We start from the raw sequence: 24,567 nt of genomic DNA, 5'->3' as shown, positions 1-24,567 counted from the left end.
GGCCGTCCACGAAGTGCTGAGCGCGCGCACTCGGGCGAAGCTGGTGTGGCTGACCGCTCCACCACCACGAACCAGGAGGCACCGGCGTGACCTTGCCGACCACGAACAACGTGGGCATCCCCGTCGCCAGCGACAACGACTCGCTGACGGTGGGTGCCAACGGCCCGATCCTGCTCCAGGACCACTACCTGATCGAGAAGAACGCCCAGTTCAACCGTGAGCGCGTCCCGGAGCGCGTCGTCCACGCCAAGGGCGGCGGCGCGCACGGCTTCCTCGAGGTCACCGAGGACGTCAGCCAGTTCACGAAGGCCGCCCTGTTCCAGCCGGGCGTGCGCACCGAGAGCCTGGTCCGCTTCTCGTCGGTCGCCGGTGAGAACGGCTCGCCGGACACCTGGCGCGACCCGCGCGGTTTCGCGGTGAAGTTCTACACCTCCGAGGGCAACTACGACCTCGTCGGCAACAACACCCCGGTGTTCTTCATCCGCGACCCGATCAAGTTCCCGGACTTCATCCACTCGCAGAAGCGCCGCGCCGACAACCACCTGCGCGACCACGACATCCAGTGGGACTTCTGGACGCTGCGGCCCGAATCCGCGCACCAGGTCACCTGGCTGATGGGCGACCGCGGCATCCCGTCGAACTGGCGCGAGATGGACGGCTTCGGCTCGCACACCTACCTGTGGGAGAACGCCGGCGGCGAGAAGTTCTGGGTCAAGTACCACTTCAAGACCGACCAGGGCATCGGCTACCTGCCCCAGGCCGACGCGGACCGCATCGCGGGCGAGGACTCGGACTACTACATCCGCGACCTGTTCAAGAACATCGAGAAGGGCAACCACCCCAGCTGGACGCTGTACGTCCAGGTGATGCCCTACGCCGAGGCCGCGGACTACCGCTTCAATCCGTTCGACCTGACCAAGGTGTGGCCGAAGGGCGACTACCCGCTGATCAAGGTCGGCCGCTGGGTGCTCGACCGCAACCCGGCGAACTACTTCGCCGAGATCGAGCAGGCCGCGTTCGAGCCGTCCAACCTGGTGCCGGGCATCGGCCCGTCGCCGGACAAGATGCTGCAAGGCCGCCTGTTCGCGTACCCGGACGCGCACCGCTACCGGATCGGCGCGAACTACACGCAGCTGCCGGTCAACGCGCCGAAGTCCCCGGTGAACAGCTACTCGCGCGACGGCGCGATGCGCTACAACAACCCGGGCGACCCGGTGTACGCGCCGAACTCCAAGGGCGGCCCGCACGCGAACGCGGAGATCGCTTCCGAGACCTCGTCGGGCTACGGCGTCGAGGACGAGGTCATTCGCTCGGCGTACAAGCTGCACGCCGAGGACGACGACTTCGGCCAGCCGGGCACGCTCGTGCGCGAGGTGATGGACGACGCGCAGCGTGAGCGGCTCGCGAACAACATCATCGGCCACGCTTCGAACGACGTCTCGCGGCCGGTGCTGGAGCGCGTCTTCGAGTACTGGCGGAACGTGGACAAGGACCTCGGCGACAAGGTCGCGGACGCCTTCCGCGAGTAGAACGACCTCTCCTCCGAGAGGCTGCTCCCACCACCGGAACGCACCCGGTGCGCGACATCCCCCGCGCACCGGGTGCGTTTCCATGTCCCCACTCGCATGTGAAACCAGAAGACGCCGTGGCGTGCGTGGGGGACACCCCGAGTGGAGCAGTAAGACACGCCTGTCCGACGGAGTGATGAAGCCAAACGATCACCGTTTACACCGCTGTGGGTGAACGAAACGCACCACGGTGTCGACCGGTCACCGGTAGTCATAAAACAGCGGGAAAAGGGTGATCTTCAGGGGGAGGCACAAGATTTCGACGTTAATCAATTGCGGGGGTCTTCACCGGGAATGAATCCGGCACGTAAGGGTTAGAAAATGGTTCCAACCGGTGATCGGGTGGTGTTCGGCCGATACGGCGGGTATCGATTTACCTCGTCAGGTCCCAGAGGCCAGGAGGTAAGGGAATGAAAGGCAACATTGCCCGGACGATTGCCGCGGTAGCCGCGGGCAGTCTGTTGGCGGTGGCCTCAGCCGGCGCCGCGACGGCTAGTACCGATGGTGGAAAGGGTTCGTCGAATACGCAGGCGCTCGCCGCGCAGGTGCTGCAGATGCGAGACGGCCTCACCAAGGTCGCGTACGGCGGTGACGTCGCCAAGACGCGGGCGGACTTGGACAAGCTGAGCCCCGTCCTCGGTGACATCGCGGCGGGCAAGCGCTACCAGATCCAGACCGAAACGCAGAAGCTCGGCGACCTCGCGCAGGGCCGCTCCGTCGAGTCCAGCAGGCTGCTGGCCGACCCGACGGCCAAGGCGCGCCAGCTGCCGCCGCTGCCGGTGCCGATCCCGTCGCTGCCGGACCTTCCCGGACCGCTGAAGATCGTCAGCGACCTGGTGAAAGCCCTGTTGACTGCCGTGACCGGCATTCTCGCGGGCCTGCTCGGCGGACTCCCTGTCCCGCCGCTGCCGGTACCGCCCGTACCGCTTCCCACGCCCTAGTATTGCCGCGCGCTGACGGAAACCTTTCGCAGGGCGCGGGTTCGAGGCCCGCTCACGCAGGCAGGTAGGGGCGCCCTACAAAAGGTTTCCGTGGCCTTCGGCCAAAAGAGGCGCGCGGGTGAAGTCTCTCGTCGCGCTGGCGCGCTTCCGAGAGACAGGCGTGGTCCGTCAAAAATAGGCGTGGTCCGTCAAGAACAGGCGTAGTCGTCAAGAGTCGTCTGGGTTCGCCGTGCAGGGCGGCGGGCCATGAAATGGGGGCCGGAGCCCGGGTGGGGACATTCCTCCTCACCCGGGCTCTGGCCGTCACTTCGGCGCGAGGCCCAGCCGCAGGGCGCCCGCGGCTTCGGCGGTCGCTTCCCGGAACCGGCGGCCGACGCCGAGGAAGTTGATGTACCCGTGGATCAGGTCCGGCTGGCGGCTCAGCGCCACCGGCACCCCGGCCTTCCGCAATTTCTCCGCGTAAGCCTCACCCTCGTCGCGCAGCGGATCGAAACCGGCCGTCGCGATATACGCGGGCGGCAATCCGGAAACGTCGCCGTGCAGCGGGGAGAGTTTCGGGTTGTACAGATCGGTGCCCTTCGGCACGTAATGTCCTTCGAACCAGGTCATATCCGAATCGGTGAGGAACAGGTCCTCCGCGAACAATTCCCGGGAACGACGGCGAACGGTGAAATCCGTCGCCGGATAGAACAGCAGCTGGAACGCCGGGATCCCGCCGCCGCGTTTCACCGCCTGCTGCGCGGTCACCGCCGCGAGGTTCCCGCCCGCGCTGTCACCGCCGACGGCGATGCGGGCAGGGTCGGCGCCCAGGTCCCGTGCCTTGGCGAAGGCGTACTCGAACGCCGCGATCGCGTCATCGGTGGCGCCGGGGAACCGCGTCTCGGGCGCGAGCCGGTACTCCACCGACAGGACCCGCACCCCGGCCTGTTTCGCCAGGTAGCGGACGGTGTTGTCGTGGGAGACGCGGCTGCCGACCACCCAGCCGCCGCCGTGGAAGAACACCAGCAGCCCGGACGGGTCCGGCAGCCCGGCGGGCGTGTAGAGCGTGGCGGGCACGTCTCCGTCGCCCGTCGGGATCAGCAGTTCCCTGGTGGCGACGGGCTCGATCGTCGGTCCACTGACCAAGTGCCTGCTCGCCAGCAGCATGCGGCGCGACTCTTCGACGGTTCCCCGCACCAGCGATGCCTTCGCCAGCTTCTGGAGGCGAAGCAGCAACTGGGCGTCGAGGGCGAGCTCCTGTCCGTCCAGGCGAAGCGGAGGCCCGGCGATGGCCCGTCTGACCGGCCCTGGGAGCCAGAACGCCAGCTGCGAGAACGCGGCCTCGGCACGGATCTGGAGCGGTATCGCCATGTCTCCTCCTGGGGGCTTCCCGACAGGTTACTTGCGAGTAGGTAGGCCGTCCAGCGGGACGGACGGCCGTTGAGGCGAACGGGTGTGACGCAGGACTCCGTTCCAGATCCTGGTCCTCCACTTAAGTAGAGGGGTTAGCCTCGAAAGCGTGACTTCGACGAACGCGGTTCATGTCCTCGGTATCGGCGGCTCCCTGCGGGAGGGCTCGCAGTCCGAGCGCGCGCTGCGCATCGCCCTGGACGGCGCGGCCGAGGCCGGGGTCACCACCGAACTGATCTCCGGTCCCGAACTGGTGCTGCCGTTCTACGACACCGCGTTGGCGGAGCGGCACGAAAGGGCCGTTCGTCTGGTCGAGGCGATCCGCCGCGCCGACGGGATCGTCGTGGTCTCGCCCGGCTATCACGGCGCGTTGTCCGGTCTGGTCAAGAACGCCCTGGACTACGTCGAAGACCTGCGTGACGACGCCCGTCCGTACCTCGACGGCCGCGCGGTCGGCCTGGCCGCCGTCGCGTTCGGCTGGCAGGCCGCCGTCACCACGCTGGAGCAGCTGCGCACGATCACGCACGCGCTGCGCGGCTGGGCCACCCCTTTGGGTGGTTCGATCAACACCGCGGAGACCAAGTTCGACGAGGCGGGCGGCGCCTCGGACGACAAGACCGTCCGCACTCTTCGCCTGATCGGAAGCCAGGTCGCCGGGTTCGCGCTGAGTCGCACCGGTCACTAGTCGTTTGTTTCGGCCCACGTCCGGGTAATTCCCGGACGTGATGCCTGCCATGGGGTGGCAAGGTTTCGCGGTTGCGGGACGTTGGCACCACAGAGACGCTCAACGGGGCGTGTCTTGAACCAGGAGGTAGGCGAAGAATGGCTGAGGCTCTGTACACCGCTGTTGCCACCGCTCGCGGCGACGGCCGCAACGGTGAGGTCACGTCCTCCGACGGCGTCATCGACGAGTCGCTGGCAGTCCCGAAGGAGATGGGCGGGCCGGGCGGGGACAAGACCAACCCCGAGCAGCTGTTCGCCGCCGGTTACTCCGCCTGTTTCCATTCCGCGCTCCAGGTCGTCGCGCGCCAGGCCAAGGTGAAGCTGGCCGGTTCGACCGTCTCCGCCGAGGTCAGCGTGCTCAAGCAGGGCGAGGGTTTCGGCCTCGCCGTCGCACTCAAGGTTTCGCTGCCCGGTCTGGAGCAGGCGCAGGCCGATCAGCTCGTCGAGCAGGCGCACCAGGTGTGCCCGTACTCGAACGCGACCCGAGGGAACATCGAGGTCGCGCTGTCCGCGACGGTCTGATCCCGTCCAAGGCAGGTCCACTCCCGAACCGACTGATTTCCGAAAGGAAGACCGAAGATGGGCAAGTCCCCGATCAAGAGTCCGTTGAGCGACGCCGACAAGGAGATCACCGGTAACGCCTTGCAGGCCACGCTGGTCGATCTGGTGGATCTGTCGCTGATCGCGAAGCAGGCCCACTGGAACGTCGTCGGCGCGAACTTCCGCAGTGTGCACCTTCAGCTCGACGAGCTGGTCGACACCGCGCGCCAGTACACCGACGAGGTCGCCGAGCGCGCCAACGCCATCGGTGTCTCGCCGAACGGCCAGGCGAAGGCCGTCGTGGAGAGCTCCGGCCTGCCGGACTATCCCGACAACTGGCAGTCCGTCGAGTCCACGGTGGCCGCGATCGTCGATATCCTCGCGGCGCTGATCGAGCGCCTGCGCAAGCGCATCGACGAGACCGACAAGAGCGACCTGGTCACCCAGGACCTCCTGATCGCGATCACGCAGGAGCTCGAGAAGGCGCACTGGATGTGGCAGGCGCAGCAGGCCTGACCCCTCCGGTCCCGTACGCCATGAACGGCCCGTTCCTTGCAAATTTCGCAAGGAACGGGCCGTTCATGGCATGCCGGGCCGATCGAGGTGCCACCGGAGGCTTCCGCGGTTAGGTTCGGTCCATGGTGCTGCACAAGGGGAAAGCGACCGATCCGGACCGCAAGAGCGGGGCCAACCCGTTGTACGCCGGCGCGTATCCCGCGCTCGCCGCGAACATCCGCCTCCCGCACGACAGCCTCGCCGAGGATCCGCTGCCCGCCGACACCGCGCTCCAGCTGGTGCGCGACGAGCTGATGCTCGACGGAAACGCCCGGCTCAATCTCGCCACGTTCGTCACCACGTGGATGGAGCCGCAGGCCCGTGAGCTGATGGCCGAATGCGTCGACAAGAACATGATCGACAAGGACGAGTACCCGCAGACGGCGGAACTCGAGCGCCGGTGCGTGAACATCCTCGCCGACCTGTGGCACGCGCCCGATCCCACCGAGGTCATGGGCTGTTCCACGACGGGCTCCTCGGAAGCCTGCATGCTCGCCGGGATGGCGTTCAAGCGCCGCTGGTCGAAGCTGGGGCGCACCGGGAAGCCGAATCTGGTGATGGGCGCGAACGTCCAGGTGTGCTGGGAGAAGTTCTGCGAGTACTGGGAGGTCGAGCCGCGGCTGGTGCCGATGGACGGCGACCGCTTCCATCTCACGGCGGACGAGGCGATCGCCCGGTGCGACGAGAACACCATCGGCGTCGTCGCGATCCTCGGGTCCACTTTCGACGGCAGCTACGAGCCGGTCGCCGAGATCGCGGCCGCGCTCGACGGGCTGCAGGAGCGGTCCGGTTGGGACATCCCGGTGCACGTCGACGGCGCTTCGGGCGCGATGATCGCGCCGTTCCTGGATCCGGAGCTGAGCTGGGATTTCCGGCTGCCGAGGGTGGCGTCGATCAACACGTCGGGGCACAAGTACGGGCTGGTCTATCCCGGCGTCGGCTGGGTGTTGTGGCGTGACAAGGCGGCGTTGCCCGACGAGCTCGTCTTCAACGTCAACTATCTCGGTGGCGACATGCCGACTTTCGCGCTGAACTTCTCGCGTCCCGGTGCCGAGGTGGCCGCGCAGTACTACACGTTCGTCCGGCTCGGGCGTGAAGGTTTCCGTGCGGTGCAACAGGCTTCGCGAGATGTGGCCACCCAGCTGGCGGACGGGATCGCCGAGCTCGGGCCGTTCGAGTTGCTGACGCGCGGCGATCAGCTGCCCGTGTTCGCCTTCACGACGAAGGCGGACGTCGAGGGCTTCGATGTCTTCGACGTGTCTCGACGGCTTCGGGAGCGTGGGTGGCTTGTCCCGGCGTACACGTTCCCGGAGAACCGGACGGATCTCGCGGTGCTGAGGATCGTGGTGCGCAACGGTTTCACGCATGACCTCGCGGATCTGCTGCTGGACGATCTGCGGCGGCTGCTGCCGGAGCTCGATCACCGGCCGCGACGGCGGACGGCGTTCCATCACTGAGCCGGGTGCCCTGCGTCACGCCGGATTTCCCCGGGCCCTACCGGCGCGTAACGTCGGGGGGTATGGGAGTCGCCGGAGACGAACGTCGTGCGTTGAGCGAGCTTTTCGAAGAGGTCGGCCCGGACGCGCCGACCCTGTGCGCGGGCTGGAAGACGCGGGATCTCGCGGCTCATCTGCTGGTCCGGGAGCGGCGGCCGGACGCGGCGCCGGGGATCCTGGTGCCCGCTCTGGCGTCGTACACGCAGCGGGTGCAGGACTCCTATGCCGCGCGGCCGTGGACCGAGGTCGTCGGGAAGGTGCGGTCGGGTCCGGCCTGGTTCTGGCCGACGTCGATCGGCGCGCTCGACGAGCTGGCGAACAGCGCGGAGTTCCTGATCCACCACGAGGACGTCCGTCGGGGTCAGCCCGGCTGGGAACCGCGTCCGGCCGAGTCCACGCGGGACGCGGCGGCGTGGAAGTCGGCGAAGCAGGCGTCGAAGCTGAACCTGCGGAAATCACCGGTCGGCGTGGTCCTGAAGACGCCTGAAGGGCGCGAAGCCCGGGTGAAGGAAGGCCCGGACACGGTGACCGTGGTCGGTGCGCCGATCGAGCTGCTGCTGTTCGTCTTCGGCCGCGACGCTGCCCGGATCACCTTCGAAGGGGACGCCTACGCCGTCGACCGTCTGCGGAAACACGATCGCGGCCTCTAGAGTCCGGTCATGCCGATGATCAGCGTTTCGATGTTCCCCGGCCGGACGGCCGAACAGAAGCAGGCTCTCGTACGCGAGGTGACCGACGCCTTCGTCCGCACCTGCGGCGGCAACCCCGACGGCGTCTGGGTGACCATCAACGAGATCCCCGCCGAACACTGGGCGGCCGGCGGCACCCTCTTCTCGGACCGCTGACCCCGCACCGGATGTCAGGAAAGGGGCTTTCAAGACATTTTTTGTCTTGAAAGCCCCTTTCATGACACTTCAGCGAAGCCCGACGGCCCGCAGCGCGAAGTACACCTCGATCGCCGTCTGCTTGATCGTCTCGGCGATCACCAGCGATCCGTGGCCCGCGTCGAAGCGGTAGAACTCGAACGGGATTTCGCGCTTCGCGAGCCTGTCGAGGTAGTTCTCGACCTGCCGGATCGGGCAGCGCGGGTCGTTGTCCCCGGCGAGCACCAGCACCGGCGCCGTCACGGCCTCGACGTAGGTGATCGGCGAGCATTCCCGGTACACCGCCGGCACCGTCTCCGGCGAACCGCCGAACAGCGCCCTGTCGAACGAGCGCAGCTGCTCCATCTCGTCCTCGTACGCGGCGACGTAGTCCGCGACAGGCACTCCCGCGACCCCCGCCGCCCACCGCGCCGGCTGGGTGCCCAGCGCCAGCAGGCTCAGGTAACCGCCCCACGAAGCGCCGTTCACCACGCACTTCTCCGGGTCTGAGAGTCCACTTTGGACAGCCCAGTCGTGCACGGCGGCGACGTCTTCGAGTTCGGTCAGGCCGGGACGTCCCTCGATGGCGTCGCGCCAGGCCGAGCCGTAGCCGGTCGAGCCGCGGTAGTTGACCTCGACGACGGCGAATCCGGCGTCGAGCCAGACCGCGCGGTACGCGGAAAACCGGTCCTCGTCGGCCGAATGCGGACCACCGTGCAAGGAGAAGACCGTCGGAAGCGGGCCTTCGGGCGCGTCGGCCGGACGTGAGACGAGTGCGTGGATCTGCCCGCCGATGCCGTCGACGAACGCGTCGGTGACAGGCGCGGATTCCGGCGCCCGCTCGCCCGGCGGTTCGAGGAGGACCGAGTCGGCGCCGCCCGCGGTCCGCGCGCGCACCGCCGTCGGCTGCGCGGCGCTGGACCACGAGTACTCGACGGTGCCGTCGGGTCGCACGCCGGCTCCGCCGATCCGGCCGGGCGGAGTGTCCAAAGAGGACAATTCGCCGCTCGCGAGATCGTACCGGTGAAGGGAACTGCGGCCCTGGTGGAAGTGAACGACCAGCAGCGCCCGCGCGTCCGGGTACCAGCCGGCGACCACTTCGCCGGGCAGGTCGAGTTCGATCTCCTGCTCGGTGTCCGCGGCGGTGTCCCAGATCAGCAGTTCCTCGCGGCCGCGCCGCTCGTGCAGCACCAGCAACCGCTGGTCGCCCGCGACCGGGGAGAACTCCAGCGCGCCGAGCCCCTTGCCCTCGCCGTCCCACTTGTCGGCAACCGTGCCGAAGCCGTCTGTCGACAGGACGCGCAGCGCGGGGTGGCGCGAATCACCGTGCTCGGAATGCGAGATCGCGAGCAGCGATTCGTCGCGGGAAAGCGAAGCGATCCCGGCGTCGTCTTCGTGCCGGTAGAAGCTGGTGGTCTCGCCGCCGATGTGGGCGAAGAGTTCGCTGCCGTCGTCGGTCGAGACGCCGACGGCGATCACGCGGGTGCCGATCTCGAGCCCGGCGGGGTAGCCGTCGTGGACGTCGGGCACCGCGCGCTCGGCGGCGGCTCCCGGCGCGAACGGTTCGCGGACCCAGGAGCCGAATTCGTCGCCGTCGGTGTCGTTGAACCACCAGATCCAGCGGCCGTCGGGCGACGGCGTCGCGTGCATGGTGCCGTTGGGCCGGTCGGTGACGCGGCGGTGCTCACCGGTCGAGCGGTCCCAGGAGTAGACCTCCCAGACGCCGCTGGCGTTGGAGACGTAGATGTTCGCGTCGGGGGCGTCGATGGCCCACTCGGGGACCGAGATGCGCGGCGCGTGGAAGCGGGCCCGCCACCTGGCCTCGGCTTCGGCGTCGTCGAACAGGCGGTCCAGGACCGCCGCGGACGGATATTCATTGCCTGGCTGCGTGCTCACCCCTCGATCCTGCCACTCCGGAGCCGTACTGTGTGCGGGGTGCTGGAGGGAAACGCGCCGCGCGCCGCGGTGTCCGCGCGGTCAGCGCGCCAAGCGGTCGAACGGGCCGTGTTCGCGCAACCGCTGTTCGGACCGGGGATGGGGTTCGTCGACGTCGGCTGCGGGCCGGGATCGATCACCCTCGGTATCGACAACGGGCACAGAAAGTCCACAGTGGACTTTCTGGTGGCGGAGGCGTGCGCGTTGCCGTTCGCCGAGGCGTCGGTGGACGTGGTCTTCGCGCACGCCGTCTTCGAACACCTTCGGGAGCCAGGTGTCGCGCTGGCGGAGCTCCGGCGGGTGCTCAAGCCGGGCGGCACGCTCGCACTGTCCACATCGGACTGGAGTCGGGCGCGGTTGCGGCCGAAGACGGCGAACGTCGATGCCGCTCTTCGCGGGCACTATCTGCTGTGCCGTCGTGCGGGTGGCGACCCGTTCGCCGGACGCTCGATTCCCGCCGCGGTCACGGCCGCCGGTTTCAGCGACGTGCGAACGAAAACCCGCTACCGCACGGACACGACGTATCGGGCGCTGGCGACGTACGTGGAGGCACGGCTGGTGACGGCGTTGGAAACCGCGACGACCCCGGATCGGGATCAGCTCGCTTCGGCCGCCCGCTCGGCGTGGTCCTGGGCGCGTTCGGGAGACGGCGATTTCGCGCAGTGCTGGACCGAACTACTCGCCACCCGCTGACCCCTTTCCCACTCGCCGCCTCCCTGCCTCGCCACCTCGCCGCTTCGCTGCCCTGCCGCTTCGCCGCTTCGCCGCTTCGCCGCCTCGCCGTCTCGCCGCTTCGCTCCTGCAGCTTCGCTGCCGTGCCCCCAATGTGGCATTGGGGACGCTGAGTGTCCCCAATGCCACATTGGGGGCAGGGGCCCCGGTTGTCCACAGTCATCCGCCGTTGTGGACAACCAGCCCCGTGGCCCCCGCTCTCAGCCAGTTCCGACACCCCCGGTGGATACGCTGGACCCGGGGTCGCCCCCCTGGGAGTGGCGGGGGCTGCTCGGGGCGAGCGAAGGGGGATTTCCTGTATGCGGCGCGGGCGAAAGTGTCCTTCGGCCGAGGTGCCGAACGCAACGCAAGAAGGCCCCGCTCACATTTCTGCGAGCGAGGCCTTCTTGATCCAACGTCGGGGTGGCGGGATTCGAACCCACGACCTCCTCGACCCGAACGAGGCACGCTACCAAGCTGCGCCACACCCCGGATACTTCTTAGCGGGTCGAGGAGAAGTTTAGCGGACGGTGTTTCGGGCTTTGCGGGGGGCTGCTTTCCGGTGATTGTCGCTGGTCGTACCCCGTGGGACGAGGGTCAGCAGGCTCGCTTCCGGCGGGCACGCGAAACGGGCCGGGGCGTACGGAGACGTGCCCAGACCGGCGGAGACGTGCAGCCACATCTGGGCGCCCCAGCGGGACGCGCCGCGGGCGCGGGTGCGGTCGAGTTCGCAGTTGGTCACGAGAGCGCCGTAGCCGGGGACGCGGAGCTGCCCGCCATGGGTGTGTCCCGCGAGGACGAGGTCGTAGCCGTCGCCTGCGAACTCGTCGAGGACGCGGGGCTCCGGGGAGTGGGTGACCCCGATACGGACGGCGGCGCCCCGGTCGGCCGGGCCGGCGATGTCGGCGTAGCGGTCGCGGCGCAGGTGCGCGTCGTCGACGCCGGCGGTGAACACGTACTGGTCGGCGACCTCGATGGTGCGGCGGACGTGCGTGAGGTCGTCCCAGCCGTGTTCGACGAAGGCCGCGCGCAGATCGCGCCAGGGCAGGTGCTCGCCGTGGATCCGCTTCTTCTTGCCCTTCGGCATGAGGTAGCGGGCGGGGTTCTTCGGCTTCGGTGCGTAGTAGTCGTTGCTGCCGAAGATGAACACGCCGGGCCTGTCGAGCAGGGGGCCGAGCGCGCGCAGCACGGACGGCACGGCCTGGTGATGTGACAGGTTGTCACCGGTGTTGACGACGAGATCCGGTTCCAGCTCGTCGAGCGCGGCTACCCAGCGTTGCTTGCTCACATGCCCGGGGAGCATGTGCAGATCAGAGATGTGAAGGATCGTGAAGGGTTTCGCCCCTGCGGCGAGGACCGGGAGCTCCGCCGTGCGGAGCGTCCACCGGCGCCTTTCGATACCGACTGCGTAACCGAGGGTCGCGGCTCCCAGGGCGACGGTTCCCACGGCCAAGCGCCGTACCATCGCCCCCGACGTACTGTTGTTACTGAGCGTGCTCACAATGTCCAGTTTACGTGCTCATCGGTGGTGATCGTCCGCCCCCATTCCGGCGATGCCGAAGAATCGCTGGAATGGCCTCTTTTCTTCACTTTCCGTGGTCGGCGCGGGGTGTCGTGATCAGACGACATGATCCCGTCGACCGCAGGCCACTCTTAGGGCGCCAGATGCTCACGTAAAGTTAGATTCAGGTAACGCATGGTGATTTAAGCTGGTGAATGCCGCCCTTGAGTCACCAGCCGCCCTTGGGCGGTGTACCCACTTTTGTCTCTCGGGAGACCCGGAGATCTGGCGCCACAGTATGCCAAGCAGGCGGCACAGTGCGATAGCGGCGCCGGGGCCGAAGATCACCAGCCAAAGCCCGATGATGCCGGAATTCCCGGGACTGACCGTCGCCATGCTCAGCCACGCCACCATGACAGCGGACAGGAGCGAATGGGCCGACAGGACGACGAGCCCGGTTCGCCGCGTCGGGTACGACCGACTGGCGAGGTAGATCGACAAGATGAACGCTGGAATGTAGACGAGCCCTGCCCCGGTCACGTTTGTTTATCGCCATGGCTGTCGACGAACGTTAGCCCGGAGCAGGGCTCTGCTTTGAATCCTCAGTCGGCCGGATCAGCGGCCGCCGCCCATGTACTTCGGGTCCGGCTGCGGCAACGGCAGCGCTTCCTGGCCATCGAGGATCTTCGACATCGCCCCGAACCAGGTCTGCGCCGGCGTCTTGCCGCCGAACATGTTTTCGCAGCCGCGGGTGGTCACGTTGCCCGGGCCGAGGTAGCAGAGACCGCCGTTTCCACCCTTCGGGCGGAACACCATCGCCGCGCCCGCGAGCTGCGGGGTGGCCCCGAGGTACGTTCCCGAGCCGTTGCTCTGAGTGGTTCCGGTCTTGCCCATCACCGGCCGGTTCCACTTGGCGTTGCTCGCGGCGCCGGCCGACGTGCCGCCGGGCGCGCTGTCCCGGCTCAGGCCGACGGCGAGGGTGTTGGCGAGACCTTCGGGCACCACCTGCTCACAGGCGGCTTCCTTGACGGGCACGGGCTTTCCGTCCCGGTCGGTGACACCGGACAGCGGGGTCGGCGGGCACCAGACGCCGCCGCTCATGATCGTGGCGCCGACGTTCGCCAATTCCAGGCCGCTCAACGGAGCCGGGCCGAGGGTGAACGAGGCGTTCCCGGGCCAGCCGGGCCTCGGACCGAACGCCTGGAGCTGACTGGCGTTGGCACCGGGGTTGTCGGATTTCGGGTCCACGGCGCCGCCGCCGAGGTTGCTGGCCATGGTGTCGCGCATGCCGAGCTTCCGCGCCATCTCCACGATCGGCCCGGTGCTCCCGACCTTCTCCTCGAGGGCCACGAACGCGGTGTTCGGCGACGTCGCCAGCGCCTGCTGCATCGACATCTGCCCACCGGCGGGGTTGTAGTCGCCCGCGTTGCCGAGGCAGTACCAGCGCGAGCGCATGGGCGGCCCGGTCGGAGCGCATTTGTTGCCACCACCCGCGAAGACACTTGAGGTGTAGAAGTCGGGCACCGGCAGCGGGCTGTTGATCCCCGCCACACCCGCTTCCAACGCGGCGGCGGCGGTGAAGACCTTGTACGCCGAGCCCGCGCCGCCGGTGTTGTAGACGCCGGAAGGCAACGCGAACGTCGTCTGGCCCTGATCTTCGTGCAGCCCGTAGTCACGGTTCGCCGCCAGCGCCACCACTTCGTGCCGGTTCTTGCCCGGCTTCACCAGGGAAAGCGTGTTCGCGACGTTGTCCTGGGTCTTCTTGACCTGGGCTTCGGCCGAGATCTTGGCTTCGTGGTTCGCCCGTTCGTCCAAAGTGGTCTTGATCTGGTAGCCGCCGGTGTACAGGTCGTCCTTCGTCATGCCGTTCTTGAGGAGATAGTCCTCGACGTACTGACAGAAGAAACCGTTCTCCGTACCGGCGCCGACGCAGTTCGACGCGGGTTTCTGCGGGCCGCCTTCGACGACGCCGAGCGGCTCGGCCTTGAACCGGTCCGCGTCCACCTTCGCGAGCTTCTTGTTGTCGACCATGCGGTCCAGCACCAGGTTCCGGCGTTCGGTCGCCTTCGCCGGGCTCTTCCACGGGTCGTTGACGGCCGGGTTGTTCACCAGACCGGCCAGCAACGCCGCCTGCGGCACCGTGAGTTTTTCGACGGGCGTGTTGAAGTACGCGTTCGCGGCCGCGCCGACACCGTAGATCTCGCGCGAGAATTCGACGACGTTCAGGTAGCCGGTCAGGATCTGCATCTTGTTCAGCTTGGTTTCCAGCTGGATCGCGATGCGGGCTTCCTTCAGCTTCCGGGCGACCGACTGCTCCTGTGCGCGCTTCTGGCCCGGCTTGTCGTCCCGGTAGACGACGTTGATCAGGTAGTTCTTGACGTACTGCTGGGTCAGCGTCGACGCGCCTTGGGTGTCCCCGCCGGTGCTGTTGCTGACCGCCGCGCGCAGCGTGCCCTTCCAGTCCACCCCGTTGTGCTCGTAGAAGCGCTTGTCCTCGACCGAGATCAGCGCCCACTTCATGGCGTCGTTGATCTGCGTCTCGGTGGTGGGGATGCGGAACTGCTTGTACAGCGTCGCGATCTGCTTGCCGGTGTTGTCCGTGATCGTCGTCACCAGCGGCGGCGGAATGTCCGCGAGGTCCGAAGATGTCTTGTCGACGGTCTCGCTCGCCTGGTTGGAGAGAACGCCCGCGGCGCCCGCCACCGGGAACAACATCCCCGCGACCAGCACTCCCGCGAGCACACACAGGCCAATGAGCTTCAGCAGACCGTCCGTTTTGCGCACGCGGACCAGGGTACGCGGATCCCGTTAGCCCACCGTGACGTCACCTCGCTGTGGGTGGGGATCCGGTTACGAAACCGACCCCATGGGGTGACGGCTGGTAGTCGGAGGCATTCTAGGGCTTGGCGGAGGGAACCGAGGGCCCTTACAGTCCGTCAACGTCTCACGTATGAAAAAGCCGACAGACGGGTGAGTGCGAGCGGCAGTCGCATTCGACCGAACGGAGGCACCCGGCACCGGGGAGGTGCCGGCTCAACCGACGTGAGCAACAGGGAGACACGCTCATGGGGGCAGGAGCGCAGGCTTTTCGTCCTCCCGTGGTGTGTCGAACACCAGGGTAGGGAGCTGGGGGTATGGAAACCAACCAGTCGAGCTGGCGAGTCAATGCGTCGTGCCGCGACACCGATCCGGACGGCTTGTTCGTCCGGGGGGCGGAACAGAACCGGGCCAAGGCGGTCTGCCTCGGTTGCCCGGTCAGGACGGAATGCCTCGCCGAAGCGCTCGATGGCCGGATCAACTTCGGCATCTGGGGAGGTATGACCGAACGGGAACGGCGGGCGCTGCTGAGGCGGCGGCCGGACGTTTCCAGCTGGGCGGACCTGCTTGAAGCGGCGAAGCGCAGTTTCACCGGGATCGACGAAGAGGAAGACGTACGCGTCCGAGTCTCGTGATCATGATTCCGTGAAGGGCCCCTTCCCCGAGTCCAAGGTGGGGAAGAGGTCCTTCACGGAGGATCAGGACTGAGTCGCCAAGCGCGTGCCGATGTCGCGCAGGCCTTCGAGATCGTGCACGTCACTGGGGAGCGCGGGCACCCGCACCAGCGGGACCTCGGGATGCGCCCGCGTGAACCTGGCGAGCAGCCGCGTCTCCCGTTCGGCCAGCGCGACCCGGTCCGCGTGCAGGCGGAGGACGGCTTCGGCCAGCGGTGCGCCGGTCTTGCCCTTCGCGAGCTGCTCGGCGGCGGCGACGGCCTCCGCACTGGACAGCGGGGCGAGCACCGGATGCGTCCGGTTCGCGACCAGCCCGGCCAGCGGCATGCTCTCTTCCGAAAGCCGCTCCACGAAGTAGGACGCCTCGCGCAGCGCGTCCGGCTCCGGCGCGGCCACCACGAGAAAAGAAGTTCCGCCGGACCGCAGCAGCTCGGAGGTCTTGCGGGCGCGTTCGCGGAAGCCGCCGAACATGCTGTCGAAGGCCTGCATGAACGCCGAAGCGTCGGTCAGCAACTGGCCGCCGATGATCGTCGAGACGGCCTTCGCGAACATCGAGAACCCGGCGTTGACGACCTTGCGCAGACCCCAGCCGCCCGCTTTCGCGGGCCCGGTGAGCAGCCGGATCATCCGGCCGTCGAGCGCGCTGGAAAGCCGCGTCGGCGCGTCGAGGAAGTCCAGCGCCGACCGGCTCGGCGGCGTGTCGACGATGATCAGGTCCCACTCGTCGGTGGCCGCGAGCTGCCCCAGCTTCTCCATCGCCATGTACTCCTGCGTGCCGGAGAACGACGTGGAAATGGTCTGGTAGAAGGGGTTCTGCAAGAGCTGTTCGGCGCGTTCCGGGCCGGCGTGCACGCGCACCATGTCGTCGAAGGTGCGGCGCATGTCGAGCATCATCGCCCAGAGCTCGCCCTTGGGCTCGAAGCCTTCGACCTTCACCTGCTTCGGGTGGTTGCCCAGTTCGCGCAGGCCGAGCGCCTGCGCCAGCCGCCGCGCCGGGTCGATGGTGAGCACCACCGTCTGCCGTCCGCGTTCGGCCGCGCGCAACGCCAGCGCCGCCGCGGTGGTCGTCTTGCCGACGCCGCCGGATCCGCAGCAGACGATGACCCGGCTCTCCGGATCGTCGATCAGCTTGTCGATCTCCAGGATGTCGTCCGGCATCAGCGCACCCCCTGCTCGGTCAGCGCTTCGGCGAGGTCGTAGAGCGCCGCGACGTCGACCCCGTCGGTCAGATCCGGCAGTTCGAGACCCGGCAGGTCCGCTTCGGACAGCTGCTCACGGGCGCGTTGCTCGGCCGCGACCCGGACGGCGTGCTCGACGGTCTCCTCGACGAGCGCGTCGAGCGTGGTTTCGGGCAGGTCCAGCCCGGCCGACGCGAGCCCGGCGCGGACGCGTGAGGCGTCGACGCGGCCGTCCGCGGCGGCCAGCACCGAACGGGCGGGCAGTCGCGGCGGGCGGACCCGGTTGACCAGCACCGCGCCGGGGCGCAGATCCGCTCCGTCGAGTTCGGCGACCGCTTCGACGGTCTCCCGCACCGGCATCTCTTCCAGCAGTGTCACCAGGTGGACGGCGGTCTCGCCGGAATGCAGCAGCCGGACGACGCCGTCGGCCTGGCCGCGGATCGGGCCGGTCTTGGCGAGATCGGTCAGGGCCTTGGTGACGTCGAGGAACTTCACGACCCGGCCGGTGGGCGGCGAGTCGACGACGACGGCGTCATAGGTGTGGCGGCCGTCCGACTCGGTGCGGCCGACGCATTCCTTGATCTTCCCGGTGAGCAGGACGTCGCGCAGACCCGGCGCGAGCGTGGTGGCGAACTCGATCGCGCCCATCCGCCGCAGCGTCCGGCCCGCGAAGCCGAGGTTGTAGAACATTTCGAAGTATTCGAGGAGCGCGGCCTCGACGTCGATGTGCAGCGCGCGCAGCTCACCGCCGCCGGGGACGGCCGCGATGCGCTGCTCGGCGTACGGCAGCGGCTCGGTGTCGAAGAGCTGGGCGATGCCCTGGCGCCCTTCGACCTCGATCAGCAGAACCCGGCGCCCGCCCTTGGCGAGCGCGAGGCCCAAGGACGCGGCGAGCGTGGTCTTGCCCGTCCCGCCCTTACCGGTGACGAAATGCAGCCTGGCTCTCGCGAGTTCGTCGGTCCAGCCGGCAAGGGGAGTGCTCACCGGTCCCACCCTAATTGAGCCCTCAGCTCGCCAGCATCATGACGCCGAGCGCAGCGGCGACCACGGCGACGATGGCCCAGGTCAGGACGGTGGGCAGCACCGTGAGCATCACCACACCGAGCAGCAAGAGGACCACGAAGGCCACCGCGCCGGTGATCGCGACCGCTCCCGAGCTGTTCCGGCGGTCCCGCGCCTTGGCCATCAGGACCAGCACCAGCGGCAGCCCGGCCGCGGCGAGCAGGACGGTCGCGACCACACGCCAGGTCTCCACGGACCCCACCGTAGCGGTGACCGAAGTACATGAAGGCCCCCTTCCTGTACCTAGGCGCAAGGGTCTCGGCAAAAGTCGCCTCTCCGCTGGCCAGGGAGGTTGCGAAAGCCACTTTCGCAACCTTCAACGTTGCGAAAGTGGCTTTCGCGACACGGCGCACTGAGCCCACTGAATCCCCCGGGTGCCGGACCGGCGCGATCCCGACACCACACCCACGCACAGAGCGGCCCCAGTGGTCGTGAGTGGTGCTTCGGACCTTGATCAACGGAAGATCGGGGACGTTGAGTGTCCCGGATCTTCCGTTGATCAAGGTCATGTCGGCCAGGACCAGTGACAGACGAGGTGACGGGGGAAGATCCCGGACGCTCAACGGCCGGAATTCTCCCCCGTCGACCACACCACCTTCCAGCAGCACGACGAAACAGGCCCCACCGACGACAGACCCAGGACGTGCACCGCCCCAACTCCCACATCAACCAGGCCGAGCGTGGAAGATCCGGGACGTTCAACGTCCCAAATCCTCCACACTCGCCGGTCCACACCAGTGGGTAGGTAAATACGAGTCCGCCAGAACCCGAAACGCCACTCACGACACCCGCCTATGCGACTTTGCCGAGACCCTGGCGTTAGGCGCGAGGAAGGGGGCCTTCATGTACTTGGAGTGGGTCAGCTCCCGATGGGCGTCGCGGGCACGCACGGCACCGGCTTCGCGTGCGCCGGGTCGAGCGCGTTGAGGACGTGCCCGGCCGCGTTGCGGTCGGCGGCGACCCCGGCGTGCTCGGCCAGGTCCAGCAGGCAGCTGTCCTGGAGGACGATGTTCTTCACGTTCGGGCCTTTGCCCATCCCGCTCGTGTACGGGACGACGGCTTCGTCGTAGCGGGTCATGATGTTCGTGTAGGTCACTCCCGGCTGGAAGACGCCGTTGCCCGAGTGCAGGTTCGTGAGGAATTCCGAGCCGCGCAGGAACTGACGGCACGAGCCGCAGACCGGGTCGAGGATCCCGTTGAACCCGGGCGCCAGCCCCAGCGCGCTCGCGAGCGCGTAGAGATGTGACGCGCCGAACAACGTCGTGCCGTCCCACAGCGGGGTCAGGCTCACGTACTTGTCCACTTTGGACGCGCCGCCGAGGAACTTCACATAGTAAGAAGGCATCAGCGTGCCCTCGGAATGCCCGAGGATGTCCACCTTGGACGCCCCGGTGGCGCCGAGCACCTTGTCGACGAACGCCGAGAGCTCCTTCGCGCTCTGCTCCATCGGCAGGAGGCCGCCGGGCTGGTAGATCGGCAGCGGCTTCCCGGGGATCCCGTAGGTCAGGGAGAAGACGCAGTACCCGTCGTTCTTGAGCAGCGGGCCGAACGTCTGCCAGTTCACCGTCTGGTTGGCGCCGAGGCCGTGGGTGAGCACGACCGGGTTCGGATGCGCCTCGCCCGGACGGCAGCCGAAGTCGTTCGCGCCGGGAGGCGGGCCGCCGGGGTTCGCCGCCTGCGCGGGCAGTGCCGCCGCGAGTGTCCACGGAACGGGAAGTTTCTCGTCGGCGTACGCCGCTGAAGCGCAGATCAGGGCAAGGGCCGCGGCCAGGCAGGCGACGGCGAGGGACTTCGTTGTCCGCATGTCAACGTCCTATCTACTCCCGAGTAGGTGTGAAGTGAAACACATCGGCGGGAAATCGGCGAGCCGGTCACGAGAGGGTTTGCCGCATGTGTGTCGGGCGCCCTTGCCGGTTTGGCTACGCTCCCGGACATGAGCGCCACCAAGTGGGAGTACGCGACCGTCCCCCTGTTGATCCACGCCACCAAGCAGATCCTCGACCAGTGGGGCGAGGACGGCTGGGAGCTCGTCACCGTGCTCCCGAACCCGACCGGCGAGCAGCACGTCGCCTACCTCAAACGAGCCAAGAACTGAGGGATTGAAGCCATGACCTGGAGCGATCGACTCGCCGAGCTCGGTATCGAACTGCCCGGCGTCGCCGCACCGCTGGCGGCCTACGTGCCCGCCGTCCGTACCGGTTCGCACGTCTACACGTCCGGGCAGCTGCCCTTCGTCAAGGGCGAGCTCGAAGCGACCGGCAAGGTCGGCGCCGAGGTCAGCCCCGAAGAGGCGAAGCAGTACGCGCGGACGTCGATCCTCAACGCCCTCGCCGCGGTCGACTCGGTCGTCGGGATCGACAACATCGCGCGAGTGGTCAAGGTCGTCGGTTTCGTGGCGTCGGCGGAAGGCTTCACCGGTCAGCCCGCGGTCATCAACGGGGCGTCCGAGCTGCTCGGGGAGATCTTCGGCGAGGCGGGCATCCACGCCCGGTCGGCCGTCGGGGTCGCCGAGCTGCCGATCGGGGCGCCGGTCGAGATCGAACTGATCGTGGAGGTGAAGTAGATGGATCCCGACATCGAGAAGTCCTCGCACGAGCTCCTGCTCCGGCTGGCGGGACGCCTGCCGGACCAACTCCTGTGGCGGTTCCGCGACTGGCTGGGCGAGGGCGCGATGGGCACGCTCGCGCGGACCCTGCCCCGGTCTTTGCTTAAGCACAGGATCGACCTGGATCAAACCGAGTATCGCCTGCTAGTCGCCGGGCTCATTCCTCACGGAGCCGACTGGCATCAGGTGAGTTCCACCCTGGGGGTAGACGACGTCACCGAGACCAGGTACACATTCACGCAGAGTGCGCCCGAATGGGTGAACTCCGTCGACTCTGTGTCCGTATTGATCCACGCAACGTTGCGGGGACGGCCGGATGTGGGTGAAGTGCGGCAAAGCTGGCGACACCTCGGTGTGGTCGGCGAGGGTGGGGCGAAACGAGTCCTCCTGGTCACGGCGCTGAACGGGCTCCCGAGGCTGACCGGCGAACTGCAGCGCGTCCTGCGCGTGCTCGGTGACGAGGAGCCCGGCGTCGAGGTTCTCCCGCCGAGCATCGACCTCACCGGCTATCACCGCACCGCGCTCGCCAACTCCGAGCTGGTCTGTGTGGGCGCGGTGGACACCGGAAGTCGGCTGGTCGCCGCTTAACGCTCGCACCACCAGGCGAGCCGGGAGGGAGCAGAGCAATGGTGGAGGTCCACGACGGCCCGCCCATGGACGGGTTCTCGGTGCCCCTGCGCCTGCACAACCTGTTACTGGCCCTGGCGGGTCGAATCGACGACAGTGCTTTGACCGAAGCGCGTGAGCTGATCGCGCGTGCGCACATCGACGAAGCGGTGGAGCTCACCACCGGAACCCTGATCGCGGGGAAGATCCCGGTGAGCTCGTCCGAGCAGCGTGAACTCGCGCTCGTCCTCGAAATGAGCCGGTCCGACGCCACCTTGGCGAACGACCTGCTCGTCGAAGAGGACGAGTCGGTGCTCACGCACCGGTTCACCGGCGAGAACCAGCCCGAATTCGGCCTCGCCGAGGCGCTCGACCGCACCCTGCAGGTGCTGCCGGACGTCCGGTCGGTGCACGCGGTGTGGCGGAACACGCCCGCCGGTAGCGTGCCCGGCGCGCTGCCGCAGCGGGTGGTGCTGGTCGAGATCGGCCCGGAGGGCAACCCGCCCGCGGTCGCGTTCCGGGTGGACACCGCGCTTCGCCGCGCGGGTATCCGCTCGGTCGTCGAGGTCGCGGGGCCCGGTGTCGCGCGGTCCGCGTACCACCAGGCCGCGTCTTCGGCCGCGAGCCCGGTCTGGGTCACGGGGAGTACCCACTCCAGTGACTTTCGGTCCGAACCGATGACCCCGCCGCCCGCTCCCGCCCCGGCTCCCGAGCCGGCCAAGGAGCAGCCGAGCAGGCATGGGCTGCGGCCGGTCGGCAGCGGTGGCCACGAACCGGTCGAGCCGATCGCGCCGGTGGTGCCGATCGTGCAGCAGGCGGCCGCGGTGGCCACGCCACCGCCGTCCTCGCCCGTGTCTTCGCCGGAGACGGCGCCGCCGCGCAAGTCGCGGGCGGAGACCCGTGCCGAGCGCACGGCCGACCTGACCCCGGCCGAAGTGGCCCAGCTGCGCCAGGCGCTCAAGGAGGACCCCGAAAAGGGCCGCGAGATCGCCTCGGGCAAGCCGAGCATGCACGAGGTCGTCGAGCTGCCCGCTCTCGACCTGGACGACCCCAGCCTGAGCGAGCGCGACCGCGCGCTCCTGCGCGAGCTGCACGCCGAGCTCGCCGAACGGGAGCGCGCCGAAGCGGCGAAGATCCGGCTGAACGGCGCTTCGCGCTCTAGCGGCTCTAGCTGGTCCTAGCAAGACCCACGCGTTTCGTCCTCTGGATGAGGTAGTTGCACGCGCAACGATCGCGACCAGAGGACGAAACGCCGTCTCCCCAAGGGCGCTCAGCGCCCGACGGAGACTTCGTCGAGCGCCCTCTTTGGGCCGGAGGCCCCGGAAACTCGACGAAAGGGCGTATCCACACGCGACTCCGGTTGCCTGCGGAGGGCGCCCTTTCGGCGTGTTTGCGGCAGCGCTCGACAGACAGACACAGTGTTAGGTTGCGGGTGTGGCTGAAGAACTGACATTCGACATCCCGGTGGGGGCCGGGGTGGGCACCCGCGCCAACGCCGACGGCGAGCCGGTGACGCCCAAGGACGCGGCGACCGTGATCCTCCTCCGTGACGGCGCGCGAGGCGTCGAGGTCTTCCTGCAGCACCGGGTGAAGGGCATGCCGTTCGCGGGCGGGATGACCGTCTTCCCCGGCGGCGGCGTGGATTCCCGCGACGTCGACGCCTCGGTGAGCTGGACCGGCCCGGAACCCGCTTGGTGGGCGGAACGCTTCGGCTGCGGGGAATCGCTCGCCAGCGCCCTGGTGTGCGCGGCCGTGCGGGAGACGTTCGAGGAGTCCGGGGTGCTGCTCGCGAGCATCGGCGACGCCGTCGTCACCGATACGACGCCGTACCGGGAAGCCCGCGAAAAGCTGGTCTCCCGCGAACTCTCCCTCGCCGCGTTCCTCGAAGCGAACGGCCTGACCCTGCGCGCGGATCTGCTGCGCCCATGGGCGAACTGGCTGACCCCGCCCCAGGAACCGCGCCGCTACGACACCTGCTTCTTCGTCGCCGTGCTGCCCGAGGGGCAGGAGGCGGACAGCGCCACCTCCGAGGCCGTCAGCACCGGCTGGCAGCGGCCGGAGGAGGCCATCGCCGACGCCAAGGAAGGGCGCCGCATGCTCATGCCACCGACCTGGATCACCCTCGCCGAGCTGGGCGAATTCGGCTCGGCCGCCGCGGTGCAGGCCGTCGAACGCGAGATCGTCAAGATCATGCCGACGCTGGTGCGCGACGGTGACAAGGTCCGCGTCGTCATGGACCCGGCATGAGCGCCCCCGCGTACGGCGTGCTGCGCCGGGTGACGCCGACGGCTTCCGTGCTGCTGGAGCACAATCCGTCGTCGATGACGTTGGAGGGCACCAATTCCTGGGTGCTGCGCGGCGCGGGCGCGGCCGGCTCCGTGGTCGTCGACCCCGGTCACGAGGACATCGAGCATCTGACGTTGCTGGCGGAAACCGGCGACGTCGAGCTGATCGTCCTGACCCACCATCACCCGGACCACGCCGAGGGCGCGCCCTGGTTCGCCGAGCGCGTCGGCGCTCCGGTGCGGGCGTTCGACGAGTCGCTGTGCGTCGGCGGGAAGTCCCTTGTGGACGGTGAGGTGATCGAGGCGGCGGGCCTGCGGCTCTCGGTGCTGCACACGCCGGGACACACCGGGGACTCGATCTGCCTGGTGTCCGACGGCCAGATCCTGACCGGTGACACCATCCTCGGCCGCGGCACCACGGTGCTGCACGACCTCGGTGACTACCTGCGCTCGCTGCGCAAGCTCATCGAACTGCCCGAGGGCACCGTCGGCCTGCCCGGACACGGCCCGGAACTGCCCGATCTCGCCGCGACCGCGCGCGAATACCTGGCGCACCGGGAAGAACGGCTGGACCAGGTGCGTTCGGCACTGAAGGAGCTCGGTGCGGACGCCACCCCGCGCCAGGTCGTCGAGGTCGTCTACGCCGACGTCGACAAGGCTTTGTGGGCACCCGCCGAGTGGAGCGTGCGGGCACAGTTGGACTACTTGAGGTCGGAGGACGGCGAATGAGTGACGTCGAGGTCGAGTTCTACTGGCGCCCCGGATGCGGGTTCTGCGCCGCGCTGGAGCGGCCGCTGTCGAAGAGCGGCTTCACCGTGAAGCGGGTCAACATCTGGGAAGACCCGGACGCCGCCGCGCGGGTGCGCTCGGTCGCGGACGGGAACGAGGTCGTGCCGACGGTCTTCGTGGGCTCGACGGCGATGGTGAACCCTTCGTTCGCCGAGATCGAGGCCGCCGTGAAGGCCGCCTCCGCATCCTGAGCACCGGGTCTCGTCTGTGTCATGAAAGCCCCTTTCCTGACGTTTTTCGTCAGGAAAGGGGCTTTCATGACATCCGGGTGATGCGTCGGGCTCCGGCGCCGAGGCCGGTGACGCGAAAGCCACTTTGGGGACATCAGG

Annotated in this window: 25 protein-coding genes and 1 tRNA gene; 17 read left to right on the top strand and 9 right to left on the bottom strand. The window is 68.2% G+C overall.

What is annotated here, in order from left to right:
• Positions 1-86 precede the first annotated feature (86 nt).
• Both ACFWMR_RS31735 and ACFWMR_RS31730 read left to right on the top strand, forming a co-directional pair.
• Complete coding sequence (locus ACFWMR_RS31735) at positions 87-1,529, top strand: catalase (RefSeq protein ID WP_093932320.1); 1,443 nt, start codon at positions 87-89, stop codon at positions 1,527-1,529.
• Between the two features lie 449 nt (positions 1,530-1,978).
• Complete coding sequence (locus tag ACFWMR_RS31730) at positions 1,979-2,509, top strand: hypothetical protein (protein WP_093932321.1); 531 nt, start codon at positions 1,979-1,981, stop codon at positions 2,507-2,509.
• A 303-nt stretch (positions 2,510-2,812) separates the two neighbouring features.
• On the opposite strand, the gene ACFWMR_RS31725 is transcribed toward ACFWMR_RS31730, so the two are convergent.
• The gene (locus ACFWMR_RS31725) at positions 2,813-3,859 is read right to left on the bottom strand and encodes an alpha/beta hydrolase (protein WP_093932322.1); all 1,047 of its coding nucleotides are present in this window, start codon (positions 3,857-3,859) and stop codon (positions 2,813-2,815) included.
• A 148-nt stretch (positions 3,860-4,007) separates the two neighbouring features.
• Between ACFWMR_RS31725 and ACFWMR_RS31720 the strand changes: the two genes are divergently transcribed.
• From ACFWMR_RS31720 to ACFWMR_RS31695, 6 genes are all read left to right on the top strand, one after another.
• Positions 4,008-4,583 (top strand): NADPH-dependent FMN reductase, encoded by a 576-nt coding sequence (locus ACFWMR_RS31720; RefSeq protein ID WP_378381030.1) that lies wholly within the window; start codon positions 4,008-4,010, stop codon positions 4,581-4,583.
• 137 nt (positions 4,584-4,720) lie between these two features.
• Positions 4,721-5,143 (top strand): organic hydroperoxide resistance protein, encoded by a 423-nt coding sequence (locus tag ACFWMR_RS31715; protein WP_093932324.1) that lies wholly within the window; start codon positions 4,721-4,723, stop codon positions 5,141-5,143.
• Between the two features lie 57 nt (positions 5,144-5,200).
• Positions 5,201-5,677 carry a DNA starvation/stationary phase protection protein Dps gene (dps, locus tag ACFWMR_RS31710; RefSeq protein ID WP_093932325.1) on the top strand — a complete coding sequence of 159 codons (477 nt, stop codon included), beginning with the start codon at positions 5,201-5,203 and terminating at the stop codon, positions 5,675-5,677.
• A 122-nt stretch (positions 5,678-5,799) separates the two neighbouring features.
• Complete coding sequence (locus ACFWMR_RS31705) at positions 5,800-7,173, top strand: glutamate decarboxylase (RefSeq protein ID WP_093932326.1); 1,374 nt, start codon at positions 5,800-5,802, stop codon at positions 7,171-7,173.
• Between the two features lie 62 nt (positions 7,174-7,235).
• Entirely contained in the window at positions 7,236-7,862 is a 627-nt protein-coding gene (locus tag ACFWMR_RS31700; protein WP_093932327.1) for a TIGR03085 family metal-binding protein, read from the top strand.
• Between the two features lie 9 nt (positions 7,863-7,871).
• A complete protein-coding gene (locus ACFWMR_RS31695) occupies positions 7,872-8,057 on the top strand; it encodes a 2-hydroxymuconate tautomerase (protein WP_093932328.1) in 186 nt (61 codons plus the stop codon).
• 69 nt (positions 8,058-8,126) lie between these two features.
• Here ACFWMR_RS31695 and ACFWMR_RS31690 read toward each other — a convergent pair whose 3' ends face one another.
• Entirely contained in the window at positions 8,127-9,971 is a 1,845-nt protein-coding gene (locus tag ACFWMR_RS31690) for a prolyl oligopeptidase family serine peptidase (RefSeq protein WP_378381029.1), read from the bottom strand.
• A 39-nt stretch (positions 9,972-10,010) separates the two neighbouring features.
• On the opposite strand from ACFWMR_RS31690, the gene ACFWMR_RS31685 reads away from it, so the two are divergent.
• Positions 10,011-10,703, top strand: coding sequence for a methyltransferase domain-containing protein (locus ACFWMR_RS31685; protein WP_093932330.1), 693 nt, complete (start codon positions 10,011-10,013; stop codon positions 10,701-10,703).
• Between the two features lie 436 nt (positions 10,704-11,139).
• On the opposite strand, the gene ACFWMR_RS31680 is transcribed toward ACFWMR_RS31685, so the two are convergent.
• The 3 genes from ACFWMR_RS31680 to ACFWMR_RS31670 form a co-directional block, all read right to left on the bottom strand.
• Positions 11,140-11,213 (bottom strand) — tRNA-Pro (locus tag ACFWMR_RS31680).
• Between the two features lie 28 nt (positions 11,214-11,241).
• Entirely contained in the window at positions 11,242-12,186 is a 945-nt protein-coding gene (locus tag ACFWMR_RS31675; protein WP_093932331.1) for a metallophosphoesterase, read from the bottom strand.
• Positions 12,187-12,837: 651 nt separating this feature from the next.
• Entirely contained in the window at positions 12,838-15,006 is a 2,169-nt protein-coding gene (locus ACFWMR_RS31670; protein ID WP_378381028.1) for a transglycosylase domain-containing protein, read from the bottom strand.
• A 350-nt stretch (positions 15,007-15,356) separates the two neighbouring features.
• Between ACFWMR_RS31670 and ACFWMR_RS31665 the strand changes: the two genes are divergently transcribed.
• Positions 15,357-15,674, top strand: a complete 318-nt coding sequence (locus ACFWMR_RS31665; protein WP_005166974.1) for a WhiB family transcriptional regulator — start codon at positions 15,357-15,359, stop codon at positions 15,672-15,674.
• A 63-nt stretch (positions 15,675-15,737) separates the two neighbouring features.
• Here ACFWMR_RS31665 and ACFWMR_RS31660 read toward each other — a convergent pair whose 3' ends face one another.
• The 4 genes from ACFWMR_RS31660 to ACFWMR_RS31645 form a co-directional block, all read right to left on the bottom strand.
• On the bottom strand, positions 15,738-16,871 hold the full coding sequence (locus ACFWMR_RS31660; RefSeq protein WP_093932334.1) for an ArsA family ATPase: 1,134 nt from the start codon (positions 16,869-16,871) through the stop codon (positions 15,738-15,740).
• A complete protein-coding gene (locus ACFWMR_RS31655) occupies positions 16,871-17,875 on the bottom strand; it encodes an ArsA-related P-loop ATPase (protein ID WP_093932364.1) in 1,005 nt (334 codons plus the stop codon). Before ACFWMR_RS31655 ends, ACFWMR_RS31660 begins: the two co-directional genes overlap by 1 nt.
• A gap of 22 nt (positions 17,876-17,897) precedes the next feature.
• Positions 17,898-18,146 carry a hypothetical protein gene (locus tag ACFWMR_RS31650; RefSeq protein ID WP_093932365.1) on the bottom strand — a complete coding sequence of 83 codons (249 nt, stop codon included), beginning with the start codon at positions 18,144-18,146 and terminating at the stop codon, positions 17,898-17,900.
• A 666-nt stretch (positions 18,147-18,812) separates the two neighbouring features.
• Complete coding sequence (locus ACFWMR_RS31645) at positions 18,813-19,757, bottom strand: esterase/lipase family protein (protein WP_378381027.1); 945 nt, start codon at positions 19,755-19,757, stop codon at positions 18,813-18,815.
• Positions 19,758-19,886: 129 nt separating this feature from the next.
• On the opposite strand from ACFWMR_RS31645, the gene ACFWMR_RS31640 reads away from it, so the two are divergent.
• The 7 genes from ACFWMR_RS31640 to ACFWMR_RS31610 all read left to right on the top strand — a co-directional run bounded on the left by ACFWMR_RS31640 (position 19,887) and on the right by ACFWMR_RS31610 (position 24,429).
• The gene (locus ACFWMR_RS31640) at positions 19,887-20,048 is read left to right on the top strand and encodes a DUF4177 domain-containing protein (protein ID WP_005166970.1); all 162 of its coding nucleotides are present in this window, start codon (positions 19,887-19,889) and stop codon (positions 20,046-20,048) included.
• A 12-nt stretch (positions 20,049-20,060) separates the two neighbouring features.
• Positions 20,061-20,516, top strand: a complete 456-nt coding sequence (locus tag ACFWMR_RS31635; RefSeq protein WP_093932336.1) for a RidA family protein — start codon at positions 20,061-20,063, stop codon at positions 20,514-20,516.
• Positions 20,517-21,146: a hypothetical protein gene (locus tag ACFWMR_RS31630; protein WP_037318589.1), complete on the top strand. Its 630-nt coding sequence runs from the start codon at positions 20,517-20,519 to the stop codon at positions 21,144-21,146. It begins immediately after the preceding gene.
• 38 nt (positions 21,147-21,184) lie between these two features.
• Positions 21,185-22,345, top strand: coding sequence for a hypothetical protein (locus tag ACFWMR_RS31625; RefSeq protein ID WP_093932337.1), 1,161 nt, complete (start codon positions 21,185-21,187; stop codon positions 22,343-22,345).
• A 253-nt stretch (positions 22,346-22,598) separates the two neighbouring features.
• Positions 22,599-23,411, top strand: coding sequence for an NUDIX hydrolase (locus ACFWMR_RS31620; RefSeq protein ID WP_378381026.1), 813 nt, complete (start codon positions 22,599-22,601; stop codon positions 23,409-23,411).
• Positions 23,408-24,178, top strand: coding sequence for an MBL fold metallo-hydrolase (locus ACFWMR_RS31615; protein WP_378381025.1), 771 nt, complete (start codon positions 23,408-23,410; stop codon positions 24,176-24,178). Before ACFWMR_RS31620 ends, ACFWMR_RS31615 begins: the two co-directional genes overlap by 4 nt.
• Positions 24,175-24,429, top strand: a complete 255-nt coding sequence (locus tag ACFWMR_RS31610) for a glutaredoxin family protein (RefSeq protein WP_378381024.1) — start codon at positions 24,175-24,177, stop codon at positions 24,427-24,429. Before ACFWMR_RS31615 ends, ACFWMR_RS31610 begins: the two co-directional genes overlap by 4 nt.
• Positions 24,430-24,567: the final 138 nt, after the last annotated feature.

Source organism: Amycolatopsis thailandensis (genome assembly GCF_042723255.1).
In the GTDB taxonomy this organism is placed as follows: domain Bacteria; phylum Actinomycetota; class Actinomycetes; order Mycobacteriales; family Pseudonocardiaceae; genus Amycolatopsis; species Amycolatopsis thailandensis.
This window is presented reverse-complemented; position numbering and strand designations above follow the sequence as displayed.